We start from the raw sequence: 17961 nt of genomic DNA, 5'->3' as shown, positions 1-17961 counted from the left end.
TTTCATCGGGGCAGGAGGGATCCTGCCCCTTTTGCTTTTATACGTCAGATTGGCGCGGATTTTCGGTGTCGTGACCTTTCACAATTCCAACGGGTCTGGTTCCGTGCAGGATTGCTCATTGCCCCAACGCGGTCATCACAATCATCTCATGGCACAGATAGGCGGTGGCGAGGATCTGCGCGGGGGGCTGATCCCGTCGCAACCGCTCCAGTGCATCCGCCAATAGCAGAAACTGGCGTGCCTCAGCCCCGCGGGCCAGATCGGCCAGATGATCGGGCTGCAGATGCCTGCATTGTTCGGCCAGATGGCTGAGCACCTGGGCCGCAAACCCGCTGTCATGGGTCGCAAGCTCGGTTCCACGGAAATGTTTCAACCCGCGCAGCAGGCCACCTTTGGCGCGTGTCAGGATCCCGCCCTCAGGTGCCGGTTGAAAATCGAGATTGGTGGCCGTCAGCCCCGAACCATCCGGTCGCAGCAGCGCCACCGGTTCATGCAGCAGCTCGTCCCCGATAAGAGTGGTCACAATCAACAGCGCCACCGCACCGGGAAACTGCAGATGCAGATGGGTCAGGTGATCCATGTCCTGCGGGCGGGCCGAAAGCTCGATTACATCGCCGGACAGATCCTGTGCCCGCCAGCGATAGCGCTGGCTGATATCATCAAAATACGGCTCTTCAATGCGTGAAGGGGCGATCAGTGCAGGCAGGGGGGAGGCGCCCCGTCGTAGCCCCTGTCCGACCTGGCTGCGCAGGGTTGCACGCAATGCGCCCCAGTCCTTTATGCAGGTGTCATGATCTTGTAGGCGGGCCGGGGACAGGGGACCATTGATCTGCGCTGTTATCTTATCCGCCGTTGACAGCTGCCCGTCCGGGGACAGATGCGGATGTTCCAGCGTGACTGCATTCCCGGTCAGGCCCGGCACAGAGGCCCCCCCCCAGAACGGGTTGGCATAGGCGCGGGCTGGTGTGAAACCGGCATCCACTCCCGCGCCGCGCGCAACGGTGGCGGGGTGGAACTTACCTGTCTTGGGGTCCAGAAGATACAGGGTCAGGCCGCGTGCGCCATTGGGGTTTGTCCACCCTTTTGCCCCCAAGGCCCAAAGCTCCATCGGTGGGGCAGGGGAATAGCTTCGGCGCACCACGCCCAGAAGCGCAGGATCGTCGGGGGTTTGCGCCAGTGCCTTGACCAGAGCGTAGGCCTGCGCCAATGCCGCCAGGAACCGCCCGCCTTCAAAGCGGATATCACCTGCCTCTGCCCAGCCCGACAGGGTCGACAGGGTCAAAAGCTGCCCGGTCAAACGCGGGGCGGCCTGCACCTTGGCGGATATCGCCAGATCCAAAAACCGTTCCTGCGTCAGTTGCGCAGACCCATGAAATACCTGCGAAATCGCGGTCTCAAGTGCCGTGGCGATCTCGGTCAGCATAGGCTGATCAGGTCCGGTCAAATCCGGTTTGGAGGGCGGTGTGTCGCTCCCCCTTCTTGCCACCCCGGCCCTATCGCGTATGGCAATGGCCCCTGCGGCCACCACCAAACGTTTGCGGGTGGCAGGCCCCTTGTAAAGCGCGGCAGAGAGCGGTTGCCCGGCCACAAATGTCACCGAAGCCTCTGGTGTGGCGAAACTGACCTGCGCATTTTGCCCGCGGTCTTCGATCTGGGCGGATCCGGCCAACATCATTGCCCCGTCCAGATCGGCCCCCGCAAATTTCTGCAGGACACCCGATTTCAGCGCCGCCAGCGCTTCCGTAGCTGTGGCGGCAGGCGGTATTTCGGGTGTGGGGATCTTCTTCTCTTGGTCCTCTTCTGAGGGTGCCGGGGCAAGGGCGTCTAAAGGTGCATTCCGCAACACCAGCATGGCCGTCAGAATATGGCTGCACATGCCGGGGGCCGGGCAGTCACATGTGGCGGATTGCGGCCCCGCCGCAGGGATCGTCACGCTCTGCCCGCTGATGGTCAGATCCGCGCCATCTGCATCATAGCGCAGCACCTCTGCCTCGCCGGTGGCCTTGGTTGCACGGCGCAAAAGCCCTTTATTGGCCAGCGCAATCAGTGCGGCATCATCAAAAGAGGCAATCAGATCTGGCAGGCTCATTGCATCACCTCTGCCAACCACACCGCCAGCCGGTCCGGGGTCATTGCGCCGATTTTCATGCCAAGCCCTGCCAGACGCCCGGCAATCTGATTGTCCATATAGGGATCCCCCAGATCATCCAGAGCCGACAGGCCAATCATCCGCACCTTTGCCTCGTTCATCCGCGCCACGGAACGATAGAGCCGGCGCGGGCTGGCCCCTTCCGCAAAGTCGGAGATCAGAACAAAAACGGTGCGCTCGGGTGTGTCCACGAAGCGGTCGCAATATTCCACAGCACGGCCGATATCAGTGCCGCCCCCCAGTTGCACCGACAAAAGCGTTTCCAGCGGATCAGTCAGCCGGTCGGTGACATCAAGGATCGAGGTGTCAAACAGCACCATCGACACGTTCACACCGGGCAGGCCGGACAGGATTGCTGCCATGACCGCGGAATGGATGATGCTGTCGGTCATCGAACCCGACTGGTCCACGCACAGCACCACCGACCAGGGAAGGTGTCGTCGCTCTCGCGCGATGAAACGCAGATCATCGGCAATGATCCGGCCGCTTTCCGGGTCGTAATTTTTCAGGTTGCGCCGCAGGGTGCCGCGCCAGTCAAAATTCGCAGCCGAGGCCACATGGGACCGTTTGAACGGGTTGCGCCGCCCGGAAAAGGCACGTTGCACATCCGATTTCAACCGGCGCAGGATGTCTTGAATGACCGCATCTGCCACCTGCCGCAGCTTGTCTTTCATCTCGGGTTTGGCGCGGCCATGGAAACTGAGCAGAGTTTTCAGAAGATCCTGATTGGGTTCCAGACTGTCCAGCGTCGTTGGGTCGTCCAGCAGATCGGACAATCCGTAGCGGTCCAGCGCGTGGTCTTGCATCACCTCAAACACCGACTGCGGAAAGAGTTTGCGCGCCTCCCCCAGCCAGTCCAGCGCCTTCATCTGGGTCGGATCAAGTGAACCCGGTCCGGACGGGCGGTGCAAGCCGCGTTTCTCATATTCGCGGCCATAAAGATAATCGAGCGCCCGGTCCGCGCGTATGTCAGATCCAGACAGGCCTCCCATCTGCCGTTCGGCGTAACGGCCAAGGGCAAGGCGCCAGCGGCGTTTGGCGTGGTTGGGATCGCGCTCGCTCATGCCGCCCCCCCGATGATCCAATCCATCAACCCATCTTTCCGAAGCGCCGCGCGCAGGGCGGTATCAATCTGTGCCCCCGTTGCGGCCTCGCGCGCGTCCACATCGTGATGATGCGCGGTGAACTCTCCCACTGTGCCGCCATGGCGACGGGTCAGGGCGGCGGCCACCTGATCTGCTTCACGCGGAGAAAGCGCGGACAGGGCCAGTCGCAGATGGGGCAGAACCTCCAGAAATCCGTCATCTTCCAGGCCGGTCAGAAAATCATCCAACGCGCCCAACATGCCTTCGACGGTCCACAGCAGCGATGGAGCCACCGCCAGAACGCCCCGCAACCCGGCAAGCCGCGTGGGTAGATCAGGGGCGCTGCCGGTCAATTGAGCGACGATAAGATCGGGCAGGGTATGATCCGGTTTGCGCCCGCTTTCCACCGCAATGGCGGTGATGGCACCCAAAAGCTCCGGGGCGGGGTCCGCTTCTGCCACCCGGTCCAGCGCATCTTCAAACCGTTCGGCGCCAAAGTGTTTGCCCCCCGGACCGCGCATCAGTTCGGACAACAGGCGCAGCGCGTCCAGACAGGGCGGGATCGCCTCTTCGCGCATCTTTGGCAGGTCGTCACACAGATAGATCATGCGCGCAAAAGCCTGTTGCATGGTGGGGGCAATCGCCAGCCCCTCAGGCAGTGACAGTGGCCCGCGAGAGGCTTGGATTGCGTGCAGCTCCACCATTGCACTGGCTGTATCGGGAAAATCTGCCGACCGGGTGATCGCCCCGGATATTTCGCTCAGAAACCCGGTCAGATCCGTGCCTAGCCCTGCCAGAAGCCCTTTCTTGAACAGCGTGATCAACGCCGACAGATCATCGGCCCGTCCTTCATCCGCCAGCGCAACGCGAAGGGCATTGAGCTTGCCCAGGCAGGCGGCAGGCAATGTGTCACCATGGAGTGCAGCCTCGATCAACTGCCCTTCGACACGGGGCGACCAGGCGTAGTCCCAATGTTCAAACAACAGCCCGGTCTGCACGGCGTTCAGGAAGTCCGGCCCGCCCTGCCGTGTGGCAAATCCCGTGTCCAGCAGCGCCATCGCATGGGCAAAACGCGAGGCGGCGAGATGGGCGGGTTTGCGGCGAATATCCATGCTACGCTCGCGCCGTTGCCCGTCGGTGACGTCAAAGCGGTGACGCCGGGCGCGGGTGCGGGCATCTGCCACAATCGGTGGCTGGCCCGCGGCATCGCTGACCTCACCCAGGGCATGGCCACGCAGGAAAAGGGTAAATCGTTCGCGCCAGACATCTGCCCCGCTGGCCTCACCTTTCAAAAGTGAGGAGGTCAGCCCGTCGAAGAGGTCGTGCCGCAATGCGCCGGGGCGGCCCCGTAACCGGGCCAGCGTTTCTGCCGTGCGCAGAAGCTCGACCTGGGCGGGCACCGCGATGCCATACCCTGCCGACCGCATGTCGGACGCAAAATCCGCGACGATCTCATGGGCGAGGTCAGGCCAGTTGGGAGTTGTTCCGCAGGCCTCAGCGTGATCCCACAGCGTCTGATAATAGGCGGGTTGGGGCAGGCCCGCGCCATATCCCATCAGCGCGTCGAGCTCCTTATACCCATAGCGGATCAGGTAAGAGGCCGCATCGGATTTGCCACCCGTCTTGGTCTTGCCAGCCGTTTCGGACGGAGACAGAAGAGGTCCAGCGTGAAACCCGCCGATCACGCAGACAACCGGGCCGTTTGTGATCCCTTCAGCAAGAGCATCACGCAGGCAGGCAGCCATATGGGCCTCGCGTGCCGGGTCTTCTCCGCTTGCAATTTCCTTTTCCGGGGTAGCGGCGCGCAAGGCGGCGCAATAAGCCCCCACATCCCCTAGGAACTTGCGCCAGTTGGCTTCGCCCAGCCGGGTTTCAAACAGGTGGTCCCAAAGTTCATACCCATCGCGACAACCAAGCCGATCACAGAGCGCGCGCACGTAGTCACCGCTGTCAAACCCCTGTTCACGCACAAGCGCGCGCGGGCCGGTCTGATCGTCTGCCTCCCCGGCCATCTTGACGTCTGACCCAAGGTCGATGAACTGTAAATCCGCGCCAACCGCCGCCCCTTCGCGCAGGGCCACCCATTCGGGGGAGTGGGCGCAGAACGGGTAATACGCAGCCAGCCGGGGGCCGTTTTTTTGATCCAGCAAACTGGCCACCGCCACGGGGGGCACCGTGTCCGGATCCAGCAGATGCGGGATCAGATGGGGCAGATCATGGGGGGCTTCGATCAGCACACGCGATGGTTTCAGCTCGCGGATCATGGTCCGCACGGCCCAGGCGCAGGCGGGCGAATGGTGACGGATCGGGGCCAGATACAGCCCCGTCTCCGGTTGAAACAGCCGGTCATGCACCTGATGGATCAGCGCCTCATCCCGCATGCTCACCCCGCGCGGCCGCCGTGGATCGTCCGTCAATCATCATCCTTGGCGGCCTTGTGAAACGCAGCCCATGCGCGGCTTTTGCGGCCCCGTGCGCGGGCAATGGTATCGACATAGGCGCGCAGTTTGCGGGCATCGTCAGCATCATCCTTGAACACCACGCCCCGCAATTGCCGCGCCACATGGGCACCGGTTGGGGCCTCCCCTGACAGGTAACTGGCGTCGAGCAGCGCGCCATGGGCCACGTTCACCGCCTCTGCCGTCGACATGACGGATTTGGGTTGCGCCACCACCGCGCCATCGTCGGCCCGCCCGGTGCGCAGGTCCCGAAAGACCGACACCACCACGTCGAGCACATCTTCTGGCAGATCCGCCTTCAGGTCATATTCCGCCATTCGTTCGCCCACCTGCCGGGCAATCAGCTCTTTTTCAAAGGCGGCATCGGCGATCGGGGCCACGGTTTCAAAGTTGAACCGACGTTTGAGCGCGCTAGACATTTCGTTCACGCCGAGGTCTCGCAGGTTGGCGGTGGCGATCACGTTGAAGCCGCGTTCTGCCCGCACTTCGCGCCCTGCACCCAGTTCGGGCATGGCCACGGTTTTTTCCGACAGGAGCGAGATCATCGCATCCTGTACTTCGGGGGCGCAACGGGTCAGTTCCTCGATCCGGGCGATCTGGCCGCCCTGCATGGCGGTCAACACGGGCGAGGGGATCAGGGCACGGTCGCTAGGCCCTTCGGCCAGCAGCAGCGCATAATTCCAGCCATAACGCAGGTGGTCTTCGATCACCCCGGCGCTGCCCTGCACCACCAGTCGTGAATTGCCGCTGATGGCGGCGGCGAGGAGTTCGGACAAAAGCGATTTGGCAGTGCCCGGTTCCCCCACCAGCATCAGCCCCTGATGCCCCATCAGGGCCACAATGCAACGGTCCACCAACGGGTCGTCGCCGTAAAACTTGCGGCTGACCTCCAGCCCCTTGTCGCCCAGGATAAACCGCCGCACCGCGCGGGGGGACAGCGCCCATCCTGCGGGTTTCGGATCCTGATCGGCCGCGCGCAGGCGGGTAAGCTCTGCCTCGTATCGCGTTTCGGCAGGAAGTTTCTGAGCGGTGTCTGCGGTTACATCCATGGCATTTTCTTTTCCCAGTTGGGATCAAAACTGCCCTTGGCAACCATATCCCGGTAATCATTCCAACATTCCGATAAAAGCACCGGGGGCACCTCGGATAAGGGCACTGCGCGCCCGCGGCGCCCGGCACCGTGCAGCTTGGCAAACTCCAGGTGGATCTGCGCGGCGGCGACGTTTTCTTCCGGCAGGCAGTTGCCGGAAAATTCGATCACCGCACAAAGGCCCGCGCTGCGGAAGGTTTTGATATATTCGTTGAAATAGCCGCCATCCAGTGCCTCGCCGCGTTCATATCCCAGCTTGGTGCTGGCGCCCCGGAAGCTGAACGTGTCGGTGATCCAGCCTTTGCGATCCTCGATCCGGGTCTCCTTGCCCATCTCGCCGTCCAGCGCCAGAAGCGGGCGGCCAAACTGGGCGAAGAGCGGTTTGACCTCGTAATCGTCCAGATGAGTGGCCCAGGCCTGTGCCGCGTCATCAGACAGAAGCGCGCCATGGGCGAGGCGGATGGTGGTGAAGCTGTCGGGCGTCACCTCGTTGTCATCCGCATCCACATAATCGCCCTCGGCGGTGGGGCGGAAGGCGATGATGATTTTGCCGTCGGCATCTTCACCCAGCCAGATCACCCGTTCGGTCAACCGCCCCATCAGGGGATGATCACGGAAATCGCGTATCCAATCCGCCACCGGCCAGCGACGTTCGGCGCAAAGGGCTTCGTAAAGCCGTTCCCCTTGCAGGGTGATCACCTGTTTCAACTCACGTTTTGAGGCCGAAAGCTGTTTCTTGCTGGCCTTTGTGTTGTCATCATCCCCGGCTGGCAGGCCTTTGATCTGCTTGCCATCCGGGTTCAGCACCACCAGCTTGAAATCCTCATCCAACCGGGCGGAATAGGGTTTTTCCTCTTCCCCGATTGGCAGCTCCAGCACGCCGTCATCATTCAGCCCAGCGGTGGGAATGGTGCGGTCGGCCAGTTCGTCCATCGACCAGTCGCGCGCTTCTGCGACCGCTTCGATCAGCTTGCCTGCATGAGCCTGCACACCTTTTTGCTTCAATCGCGTGGCGGCGGAAATCACGATCTGCAGAGAGAGCGGATCGCCCTTCGCGGCCAGAACCTCCAGCAGGGACGAGGCCTGAGATGTGCGTGACCCATGCTGTTTGAGGTAATTGCGCACCGAAGCGGCAGCATGGGCCGGATCCACATGTTTGGTCAGCGCCAGCACGCCTTTGGTGGCCGCGCCTGAGTTCAGATACTGGGTTTTGATACTGTTATAAAGACCGCGATAGGCCTGTTCGCGGGTATAGCTCTTGTCCCAGCGCAGATAGGTTTTCCAGTTCTGATCCGCATGTTGTTCGGCATAGGCGTTGGCTTCGTCATCGCCCGGGCGCACCGTGTCATAGTTGATCCAGGCGTCAAAAATCCAGGTGGAGAGCGTCTTGGCGCTGTCGGGGGCAAGCTGCGCCAGATAGATGTCAAAAAGCGTGTTGCCGCCAGGTTGCTTGAGCTTGTTGGCGAGGAAGATCCAAGCCTTGATCACCTCTGCCGGCACCTTTTGCCCACCTTTGTATTTCAAGGCGGGCAGGTGGTCGCTGACCAACCAGTCGAGCTTGTCGAACTTGGCTTTTTTCAGGATCACTTCTGCCTCGGTCATCAGCGCCTTGGGGCCGACATAATCGGACAGTTCCACCCCCAGACGGGAGAGCGCGGTGAGGATTGCCGCTTTGGCCAGATCAGATTTTTCCTTTTTCAGGCGCGCTTTGAGGGGTTTCACCGCCTCTTTGACGCCAAGATCCGCCAGCCATTCAGCGGCCCCGGCGCGCACGTCCTGCCTTGTGTCGTTGAGCAGCGCAATGGCGCGTTCTTCCAAACCCGGCGCCCCTTCCAGCATCGCGCGGGCCTCGGCCCGGCCGGATTTGGTGGTGCCGGTTGCGACCTCCAGCAGCGGGCCGTAATAGCGTTGTGGCGTCTTTGGCAAAAGCTGCAGGAACTGGATCGCGCGCAACTTGCGCGGTGCGGGTTCACCGGCGGCGCGCAGGCCAAATGCCTCGTCAAACACGTCGAAACTTTCTGCCAGCAGCGGCCAGAGCGCGTCGCGGTTGAGGTCCATCACATCATAATTGCCCCATTCGCGCCCCAGCTCACCCCGGATCAGATCGCCGGGCACTGCCTTGCGGGTCTTGCGATTGTTCCACGGGCCGGACTGGATTTGGCCCATTTCCACATTCAGGGTTTCGAGATTGCGATAGTCCGCCTCCTCGCTGTTTACGTAACGCACCAGCCCGCTTTGAACGGCGCCCCATTCATTCAGGTGGAAGGCCGCATAGAAATCCCGTTCGGTGGCGGTGAAAAACCGCAAAGCACGGTCGGGTGACATGCGCGAGAGGGCGTCGAGCGTCCATTTGTCCCGCGCGGTGAAATTCAGAAACTGCCACAGCCTTGTGTGCCCCTTGCGATCCAGATCTGCGCCTGTGCCGTTGAACAGTTTGACAATCTGTGCGGCCATGGCGGGCTTCAGGCGCGGTTCAACAAAGTTGTATTTGCCCTTGCGCGCCTCGTTGCGGCGATCAATCTCGATATTTTCCTTGGTGATGATGTCCAGAAGTTTCTTTTCATCCTCGGCGCCAAAGGTGACATCCGGTTCCTTGGAAAGCGGGGTCAGGGGGGGGATCTCGACCCGGCTTCCATCCAGTGCCAGATAGGACGTGCGGTCGCCCTCATCCTCCTCATCTGCCTGCGAGACCTCCTCGACCGTCAGCGCGCTTTCAATCGCGGCTTTGATCCGGGCGGTTTTTTCGGATTTCAGGTGGTCGCGCAACAGGGCAAACCCCGCGTCGGACCGTAGACCCGCCAGCAGATCAACCATGGCGGCGCGGATGGTGGCGGCCCCTGTGTCAAGCTTGTCTTTGGCGATGGGGAGGATTTGATCCTGGGGCAGGGTCATCATGGCCTGCACGGCTTCGTGGCGCACGGATTTTGCGCTGTCGGCGCTCATGTCGACCAGAAATGCGCCTGCCTCCGGGTCGGAGAACATCTCCCATTGGCGCATCTGCGCAATCAAGAGCACCTTGCCACCCGCGCCCATGCGGCGGCCCGCCGCCAGCAGATCCCGTTGATGGCTGCGGGCCAGTGGGGCAAAGTCGAAAACCTCGGTCAATCGGCGAATGTCATCACTGCTGCGCCAGCGCCCGTCGTCATTATAGAGGATATCAAACAGATCTTCTGCGCTGCCTCCGGCGGCCTCGCAAATTTCGACACAAAACTCTGGGGTGAGCACACAGAGCGTGGCGTCAATCATTTTGCGTGGCCAAGAATTGGTGGCCTTCACCAGACCCAGCCCGGCCTTGGTGAACAGGATGCGCAAGGGCAGGGGGGCGTGTTTCGACCCGGCCAGATAGTCCTTCGCGCCACCACTTGCAGCGGCCAGCACTTCACCATAGCGGGCCAGAACCGTTGCGTTCTGTGCCTGACGTGCCAGAAAACGCCTGCGGGCCTTGTCGCCGGGTTCGTCGGAATAATTGCTATCAAGCCCAAGGATTTTGGAGGCATCTACATTGGCGAGCGTCGACAGGACACTGCCACCTTTGTCCTTGAGCACATAGGCGATCGCCTTGTCCCCCAACCCGCGCTCAACCGCATGCAATCGCTGCAGGTCTTTGGAAATTGCATTGGAAACTTTTGGGATATTAAAAAGATTGGAGATAATTCCACGCACCGGCTTTCCTCACAAACGACTAATCAACTCTTAAATCGTTAACGCAATGACGGGCACAACCCAAGATTAATTTGGAACCGGAGATGGGCTTCTGCCGGGGAGATTTGTGGCTTTTTTGAACCGTTTGTTGTTTTGATGGGGCTGATGCAGGAAGCCTAAAATTCTGTCTCACAGTCTTTTGCCCGCAGTGACATCGGACCCGGACCAGAGAGGTCAGTTGTCTGGTCACTTGATGGTAAATATTATAACCGACACAAAAACAGTAACTTAGGTCATGATCTTTCTGGGTTTAAGGTTGTGCCAAATTGTCCAGATATCAGATACCGAATGTTCGGCTAATACGCAGCGAAGACACGGGAAGTGTGCATCCTGTGAATTCGTTTTGGTCGCGAAGGTCAGTCAACAGGCCGCGGTCACGATGATCTCGACTTTCAGCTGCGGGCGGGCCAGCTTTGCCTCTCCGCAGGCGCGGGCGGGCGCGTGACCGGTCGGAACCCATGCATCCCAGACTGTGTTCATCTCGGCGACATCTGCCATGTCAGACAGCCAGATGACGGCCTGTAGCATCTGTTCGCGGGATGACCCGCCCTTGTCCAACAGCGCGTCGATGCGCGAAAGGCAGTCGCGGGTCTGCTCGGTGACAGTCGCCCCATCCCCGACTTGACCGCACAGATAGGTGACACCGTTGTGCTTGACGATCTTGCTCATACATTGGCCGGTTTCGATCCGTTCAATCCTGTCATTGTCCTATTCGGTCGCATTTTGCACCGCGTCATCCATTGCCGCGAGTTTGCCCAGTGTGACGGGCTTGAGGGGGGGCGGATGCGGTAGTAGCCTGTCTCATCCGGGGACAGGCCATTGGCATCAGCCAGCAGCGCCGTAACCGTCAGCCCGCAATAGCGACCCTGGCAGGGACGTTTCAGCAGACCAGAGGGAGGCGGTGATTGAAGGCGTGAACAAGGATCCCGGTTGCGGGGGACGCCCGGTGAAGCTGATACGTGAGAACTTGCCTGAGTTGTTTGAATCCGTGATCCTTGTTGCAGCGCGAGGGTGGGCACGTAGACCACAAACGCCCACACCGACTTTAGTCTGAAGAACGTTTGTCTATTCTTTTCGGCCCGTCGAATTAGCGTGGCATTTCTGGGGAATCACCTCAAAAGGGAAGATCAAGATCTTGCTGGTTCAAGGTCGCTTCGGTTTGCGAATTTCCTTAATGCTTTGACCAAATGCGTCTTGAAAAGATCGCACCAATGAGGCCGCAGAAGAGTAGCCGCATCGCAAGGCAATCTGTTCTGCGCTGAGATTGGTTTCCTCGGCCAGATTGCGGGCTCGCTGTAGGCGGAACATCTGAAAGTATTTGCCTGGGGTAATGCCGATTTCACGGCTGAATGCCCGGTTCAGCGAGCGCTCTGAAAGGCCAACCTGTTTGGCAATCTCAAACGTGGTCAGCGGAGTTTCAACATTCTCTGCCATCACGTTTAAGGCCATCAGGATCTGTGGGGACCCGTTTTCGCGCAGTTTGCGCGCGCCTCGGCCCTGTTCGGACTGTCTGGCCAAATCATAAACAAACATTGAAGATGCGTCGAAGGCCGCCGCTGCACCATAGGTTTCGCCAATGAGATCGAGGATCATGTCCAGCGCGGTGCTTGCCCCACCACAGGTTATGAATTTACCTGATCTGACATAGCGTGCCTTATCTGCTTTCACTCTTGGAAAGTGATCCTTCAGGGCATCCAGCTCTTGCCAGTGTATTGTTGCCAAATGTCCGTCCAGAACACCCGCAGACGCCAACAGCCAGGTCGCTGTGTCGAGTGCAAGCACCTTGTCAGCATTGCGGCAGGCTTGGCGAAGGTTGGCCAATAGGGTCGAATTGGTCAGATCGCGGAAACGATAGCCTGAGACCAGGACAAGTGTTCTGTTCTCAACTGCGGGATCAAAGGCATGATCGGGTGTTACATTGATCCCGCTGGAGCTGCGCACCGATTGCCCGTCCAATGTGGAAATAGACCAGCTTAAAGTGGCGGATAGGGCCCTTAAGCCCACATCGCGCAGAGGCTCCATGGCGCTGGCAAGCACCATGTTTGAATATCCGTCAAACAGAAGAAACTCGAAGTTGGAAACCTGCGTTGGCGACATATGTATATTAATTGGCGAGAAATGATGTAATCGCAAGGAAATTTCTCGCGTAGCGTTGCAGGACATGAGGGCAGGGCCTTGGGCCTGACCCCAGAAAAAGAAACTGTACGAACAGATCATGACCAACCAGAACCAGCCCCTTTGGCGGCCGTGTGATGCGGCGCGCCCCGATCTCCTTATGTCCGACTTTGCGGCCCGCGCCAGTGAGTTGGCTGGTCACGACCTGTCTGATTTCGAGGCCTTGCATCGCTGGTCGATTGCTGATCCGGCCGCGTTTTGGTCCCTCGCCTGGGAGGCTTGCGGTTTGTTGGGCGCGCCGGGAGGCATTGCCTATCAGCACGATGCAGATCCAATGCGGGCACAGTTTTTCCCCGAAGCACAGCTAAACGTGGTTGAGACTTTCCTGAAAAACGCAGATGGGCGGGAAGCAATTGTCTTTCTAGGTGAGGATGGAACCCGTCTCACCTGGTCGCGTGCTGAACTGAAGCAAGAGGTCTCACAGCTTGCGGCCGCACTGAAAGCCGAAGGAATCGGGGCTGGCGATCATGTGGTAGGCTATGTGCCCAACATGCCGCAGACTGTCGCAGCCATGTTGGCCACGGCTTCGCTTGGAGCGGTCTGGTCTTCCTGCGCGCCAGAAAGCGGGCCGGATATTGTGGTGGATCGGTTTGGTCAGGTCGAACCGAAACTGATGTTCGCAGCTGATGGCTATTTCTACGGAGGCAAGCAATTTGACACCCGCACCGCCCTAGCCGAGGTGGCCGCGCGGTTGCCAAGCCTGTCGAAGGTTGTGGTTTGGCCCTATGCGGGGGATGCCGAAGAGCTACCGAACGGGCAATCTACCTATGCGGATTTCAAACGCGATGATGCCCCCGAGCTGGTCTGCCATCCGCTGGGGTTTCGCGATCCGCTTTACGTGATGTTTTCGTCGGGCACGACGGGCAAGCCGAAATGCATCGAGCACAGCGGCGGGGGTACTTTGCTTCGTCTGATGGTGGAACACCAACTGCATTGTGATGTCCGCCCCGGCGACCGGCTGTTTTATTACACCACCTGCAACTGGATGATGTGGAATTGGCAGGTGGCGGCGTTGGCGTCTGAAGCGACCATCGTCCTTTACGACGGCAATCCGATGTTTCCGGATGGGGATCGACTGTTTGATCTGGCCCAATCCGAGCGGGTCAGTCATTTCGGTGTTTCCGCAAAATTTATAGAGTCCTCGCGTAAGCGAGGGAGCAGGCCGGTCGACAGCCACGAATTTCCTTACTTGCGCGTGGTCCTGTCGACCGGTTCTCCGCTGTCGCCTGACGGATTTGACCATATCTATCGTGACTGGAAGTCCGATATTCAACTGGCCTCGATCTGTGGCGGCACGGATATTCTTGGTGCCTTTATCGGCGGCTCACCCCTTCTCCCGGTCCATCGTGGTGAGATCCCTTGTGCAATGCTTGGGCTAGATGTGGAGGCGCTTGGCCCGGATGGTGAGCCGATCCGTGACGGTGCAGGTGAACTGGTCTGTCGCAATGCCCACCCCTCAATGCCCACCCGGTTTCTGAATGATCCGGGAAATGTGCGCTATCGCGCCTCATACTTCGACAGCTATCCGAATATCTGGCGGCAGGGGGATTTCACGCGACGAACCGAAAGCGGTGGCTTTGTGATTCTTGGGCGCTCAGATGCCACTCTCAATCCCGGTGGAGTGCGGATCGGCACCGCCGAGATTTATCGCCAGTTGGACCCGATCCCGGATATCGCGGAAGCGGTCGTTGTCGGGCAAAACACCGATAATGATGTGCAGGTTGTGCTTTTTCTGCGCCTGTCTGAGGGATGTTATCTGGACGAGGGGCTGATCTCCCGGATCAAGGGGGACATTCGTCGCAATGCCTCTCCCCGCCATGTGCCAGGCAAAATCCTCGCGGTGCCAGAAATTCCACACACCAAATCCGGCAAGATTGCCGAGTTGGCGGTGCGCGATGTGGTGAATGGGCAACCTGTTCGCAATCTCTCCGGCCTCGCCAACCCATCGGCTCTGGATCACTTCTCTTCTCTTTTCACAACAGAGCTCTAAGTAAAGGACCTCCCCATGCCGCTTCAAATGAACCGTGAAGTTTTCATCACCGCTGCTGTGACCGGATCAGGCGGCACGCAGGACCGCAGCCCGCATGTTCCGCGCAGCCCTGCGCAGATTGCGGCGTCTGCAATTGATGCGGCAAAGGCCGGGGCGGCGATTGTGCATTGCCATGTGCGTGACCCGGACACGGGCGCCCCGTCGCGCGACCTCGCGCTTTACCGCGAAGTGACCGACCGCATTCGTGGCGCCGAGGTGGATGTGGTTCTGAACCTGACCGCCGGGATGGGGGGCGACATCGTGTTCGGCAATCCCGAAAGTCCGTTTCCGGTCAATCCCGAGGCCACCGACATGATCGGTGCCACCGAACGCATGGCCCATGTTGCCGAATGCCTGCCCGAGATCTGCACCCTTGATTGTGGCACAATGAATTTTGCCGAGGCCGATTACGTGATGACCAACACGCCCGGCATGTTGGAAGCCATGGGGCGGATGATGACCGATCTGGGGGTGAAACCCGAGATCGAAGCCTTTGATACTGGTCATCTGTGGCATGCAAAAACTCTTGTAGAACAAGGGGTTCTGGACAGTCCGGCACTGGTGCAGCTGTGCATGGGGGTGCCGTGGGGCGCGCCCAATGACATGAACACCTTCCTCGCGATGGTCAACAATGTTCCCTCTGACTGGACCTGGTCGGCCTTCTCGCTGGGGCGTGATCAGATGGCCTATGCGGCGGCGGCCACGCTGGCCGGGGGCAATGTGCGCGTTGGTCTTGAAGACAACCTCTGGCTGGAAAAAGGTGTGCTGGCCACCAATGCCCAACTGGTCGATCGCGCCGCCACCATCATCACCAACATGGGCGCCCGCGTCATCGGCCCTGAAGAGGTGCGCAAAAAGCTGGGGCTTGTGAAACGTCCCCCGGTTGCCGCATGAGCCGACGCATTCTCATAACCGGGGGCGCGTCCGGTATCGGGCGCGCCATTGCGGAGCGTTTCCTGGCCGATGGGGATCAGGTGGCAATATGTGATGCCGACCCTGTCGCCGTGGCTGCCTTTGCTGCGGATCATCCATCTGCCATTTCATCCGTGGCCGATGTGACATCCGAAGCTGAAATAGACGTGTTTCTGGGTAACTTGCAGATCCATTGGGGCGGAGTGGACGTGGTCTGCGCAAATGCAGGCACCGGTGGACCGGTGGGCCCGATCGAGACGCTTGGTTTTGACGATTGGCGCAGATGCGTTGCGACCAACGTACATGGATCTTTCCTGACCTGCCGCTGGGCGGCGCGGGTGATGAAGGCCCAGAAACACGGCCTGATTGTCATGACCTCTTCAACGGCTGGCATCATGGGATATCCTCTGCGCTCACCTTATGCAGCGGCAAAATGGGCTGTGGTTGGCATGACCAAAACCCTTGCCATGGAGCTTGGCCCACATGGGATCCGCGTCAATGCAATCTGTCCCGGTGCGGTGGAGGGACCGCGTATGGACCGGGTGATTGCCAAAGAGGCAGCCGCCCGAGGTGTCAGCGAAGACCAAGTGCGCGCCTCCTATGTGGAGGGCGTATCCATGAAAACCTGGGTCGAAGCCGAGGATATCGCGAACAGTATTCACTTCCTGGCCTCGGAAGCCGGGAGCAAGATTTCCGGGCAGATCCTGTCCGTTGATGGTCATACGGAGACATTGGCACCATGATAAAGAAAGCGACAATTATTGGCGGTGGTGTGATTGGCGGGGGCTGGGTGGCGCGGTTCCTTCTGAACGGCTGGAATGTCTCGGTCTTTGACCCCGACCCGGATGCAGAGCGCAAGATTGGTGAGGTGTTGGACAATGCCCGCCGATCTCTGCCGGCTCTTTACGACAAATCCCTGCCAGCCGAGGGTGTGCTCACCTTCCATGACGACATGGGCGATGCGCTGGCGGACACGTCCTGGGTGCAGGAAAGCGTGCCGGAGCGGTTGGAGCTCAAGCACAAGATCCACGGGCAGATCACCGAACTGGCCCCGTCGAACGCAATAATCGGATCCTCCACATCGGGGTTCAAACCCTCCGAGCTTAACGAAAATGGCGCCCGTGCCGTGGTGGCGCACCCATTTAATCCGGTCTACCTGTTGCCACTGGTGGAATTGGTGGGCGATACGGATGCCTGTGCCAAGGCGTCAGATATCCTGCGTTCGATCGGCATGTATCCCTTAATCGTGCGTAAAGAGATTGACGCCCATATCGCGGACCGCCTGCTTGAGGCGGTCTGGCGAGAGGGGCTGTGGCTGATCAAGGATGGGGTTTGCACCACCGAAGAACTCGACGAGGCGATCCGCATGGGATTTGGCTTGCGTTGGGCACAGATGGGCCTGTTTGAGACCTATCGCATTGCCGGTGGCGAAGCAGGCATGAAGCATTTCATGGCGCAGTTCGGCCCGGCGTTGGAATGGCCCTGGACCAAGCTGATGAATGTGCCGGAATTCACCGACGAACTGGTGAACCTGATTGCGGACCAGTCAGATGCGCAATCCGGCCATATGTCGATCCGTGAGTTGGAGCGCCTGCGCGACGACAACCTGGTGGGTATGATGCGGGCTCTGAAGAAAACCGGCAGCGGGGCAGGGGGCACAATCATCGCTCATGAAGCGAGTTTGCCTCGTCCTGAAGCTGACGATTTGCCAATCACCGTGGATCGTCAAATCCCAGCAAGTTGGACGGATTACAACGGCCATATGAACGAGGCTCACTACATTGAAGCTTCGGCCCAGGCCACGGATCGTTTCATGGAAATGATCGGCGCTGATGCGGCTTACGTGGCCGCAGGCAGCAGCTATTTCACAGTGGAAAACCACATTCAGTACATCGATGAGCTGCACCAAGGTGAGCGGCTGCGCATCACAACCCAGTTGTTGAAGGGGGAGGGCAAGGTGTTGCACCTGTTCCACCGGCTGTGGGGGGCTGATGACACGCTGGCCGCGACGGTCGAGACGCTGCTTCTGCACATGGATTTGAACGCACGCAAAACAGCGCTGCCCTCTGATGGTGTGGCGACAAAACTCGAAGCCTTTTCTCAGGCTCATGGAGCATTGCCAACCCCTGAAGGTGCGGGTCGATTTGTCGGCCAACGGGGTTAGGCAAGCATGCCTGCCGGATACCAGCCAGCTGTCTATGGCCTGGCAGGCAAAATGGTGTGAGAGGGCAGGTGGCACCCCTGTTCCATCTTACCTCTCACACCAAACAATTTGATCTGCTTTGCGATGCAAATATTGCCCGCACCTGGCAGCCAATCACATATGAGCCGGGAAACCTGGCTCACCGAAGGGAGGAAAG

11 protein-coding genes are annotated in these 17961 nt (G+C 59.8%); 4 read left to right on the top strand and 7 right to left on the bottom strand.

Going from position 1 to position 17961, the window contains the following annotated elements; genetic code table 11:
• Window positions 1-115: 115 nt before the first annotated feature.
• The 7 genes from K3J57_RS06565 to K3J57_RS06535 all read right to left on the bottom strand — a co-directional run bounded on the left by K3J57_RS06565 (window position 116) and on the right by K3J57_RS06535 (window position 12582).
• Window positions 116-2089 carry a hypothetical protein gene (locus K3J57_RS06565; protein ID WP_259797600.1) on the bottom strand — a complete coding sequence of 658 codons (1974 nt, stop codon included), beginning with the start codon at window positions 2087-2089 and terminating at the stop codon, window positions 116-118.
• A complete protein-coding gene (locus K3J57_RS06560) occupies window positions 2086-3213 on the bottom strand; it encodes a VWA domain-containing protein (protein WP_259797598.1) in 1128 nt (375 codons plus the stop codon). Before K3J57_RS06560 ends, K3J57_RS06565 begins: the two co-directional genes overlap by 4 nt.
• Complete coding sequence (locus K3J57_RS06555; RefSeq protein WP_259797597.1) at window positions 3210-5651, bottom strand: DUF5682 family protein; 2442 nt, start codon at window positions 5649-5651, stop codon at window positions 3210-3212. The genes K3J57_RS06560 and K3J57_RS06555 overlap by 4 nt, the downstream gene beginning before the upstream one ends.
• Window positions 5648-6742, bottom strand: coding sequence for an ATP-binding protein (locus K3J57_RS06550; RefSeq protein ID WP_259794561.1), 1095 nt, complete (start codon window positions 6740-6742; stop codon window positions 5648-5650). Before K3J57_RS06550 ends, K3J57_RS06555 begins: the two co-directional genes overlap by 4 nt.
• Entirely contained in the window at window positions 6733-10446 is a 3714-nt protein-coding gene (locus K3J57_RS06545) for a DUF4132 domain-containing protein (protein ID WP_259797596.1), read from the bottom strand. Before K3J57_RS06545 ends, K3J57_RS06550 begins: the two co-directional genes overlap by 10 nt.
• 399 nt (window positions 10447-10845) lie before the next feature.
• Entirely contained in the window at window positions 10846-11154 is a 309-nt protein-coding gene (locus K3J57_RS06540; protein WP_259794557.1) for a RidA family protein, read from the bottom strand.
• Between the two features lie 474 nt (window positions 11155-11628).
• Entirely contained in the window at window positions 11629-12582 is a 954-nt protein-coding gene (locus tag K3J57_RS06535; RefSeq protein WP_259797595.1) for a GlxA family transcriptional regulator, read from the bottom strand.
• 178 nt (window positions 12583-12760) lie between these two features.
• Between K3J57_RS06535 and K3J57_RS06530 the strand changes: the two genes are divergently transcribed.
• From K3J57_RS06530 to K3J57_RS06515, 4 genes are read left to right on the top strand one after another with little or no spacing between them, the layout of a single operon-like run.
• The gene (locus K3J57_RS06530) at window positions 12761-14650 is read left to right on the top strand and encodes an acetoacetate--CoA ligase (protein ID WP_259797594.1); all 1890 of its coding nucleotides are present in this window, start codon (window positions 12761-12763) and stop codon (window positions 14648-14650) included.
• A gap of 15 nt (window positions 14651-14665) precedes the next feature.
• Entirely contained in the window at window positions 14666-15583 is a 918-nt protein-coding gene (gene bcoG / locus K3J57_RS06525) for a 3-dehydrocarnitine:acetyl-CoA trimethylamine transferase BcoG (protein ID WP_259790660.1), read from the top strand.
• Window positions 15580-16344, top strand: a complete 765-nt coding sequence (locus tag K3J57_RS06520) for an SDR family oxidoreductase (protein ID WP_259797593.1) — start codon at window positions 15580-15582, stop codon at window positions 16342-16344. The genes bcoG and K3J57_RS06520 overlap by 4 nt, the downstream gene beginning before the upstream one ends.
• A complete protein-coding gene (locus K3J57_RS06515; RefSeq protein ID WP_259797592.1) occupies window positions 16341-17765 on the top strand; it encodes a carnitine 3-dehydrogenase in 1425 nt (474 codons plus the stop codon). The genes K3J57_RS06520 and K3J57_RS06515 overlap by 4 nt, the downstream gene beginning before the upstream one ends.
• Window positions 17766-17961: the final 196 nt, after the last annotated feature.

It is taken from the genome of Aliiroseovarius crassostreae, assembly GCF_025137635.1.
GTDB lineage: Bacteria > Pseudomonadota > Alphaproteobacteria > Rhodobacterales > Rhodobacteraceae > Aliiroseovarius > Aliiroseovarius crassostreae.
Note: the sequence above shows the minus strand (reverse complement) of the source record. Positions and strands in the feature narration are given on the sequence as shown.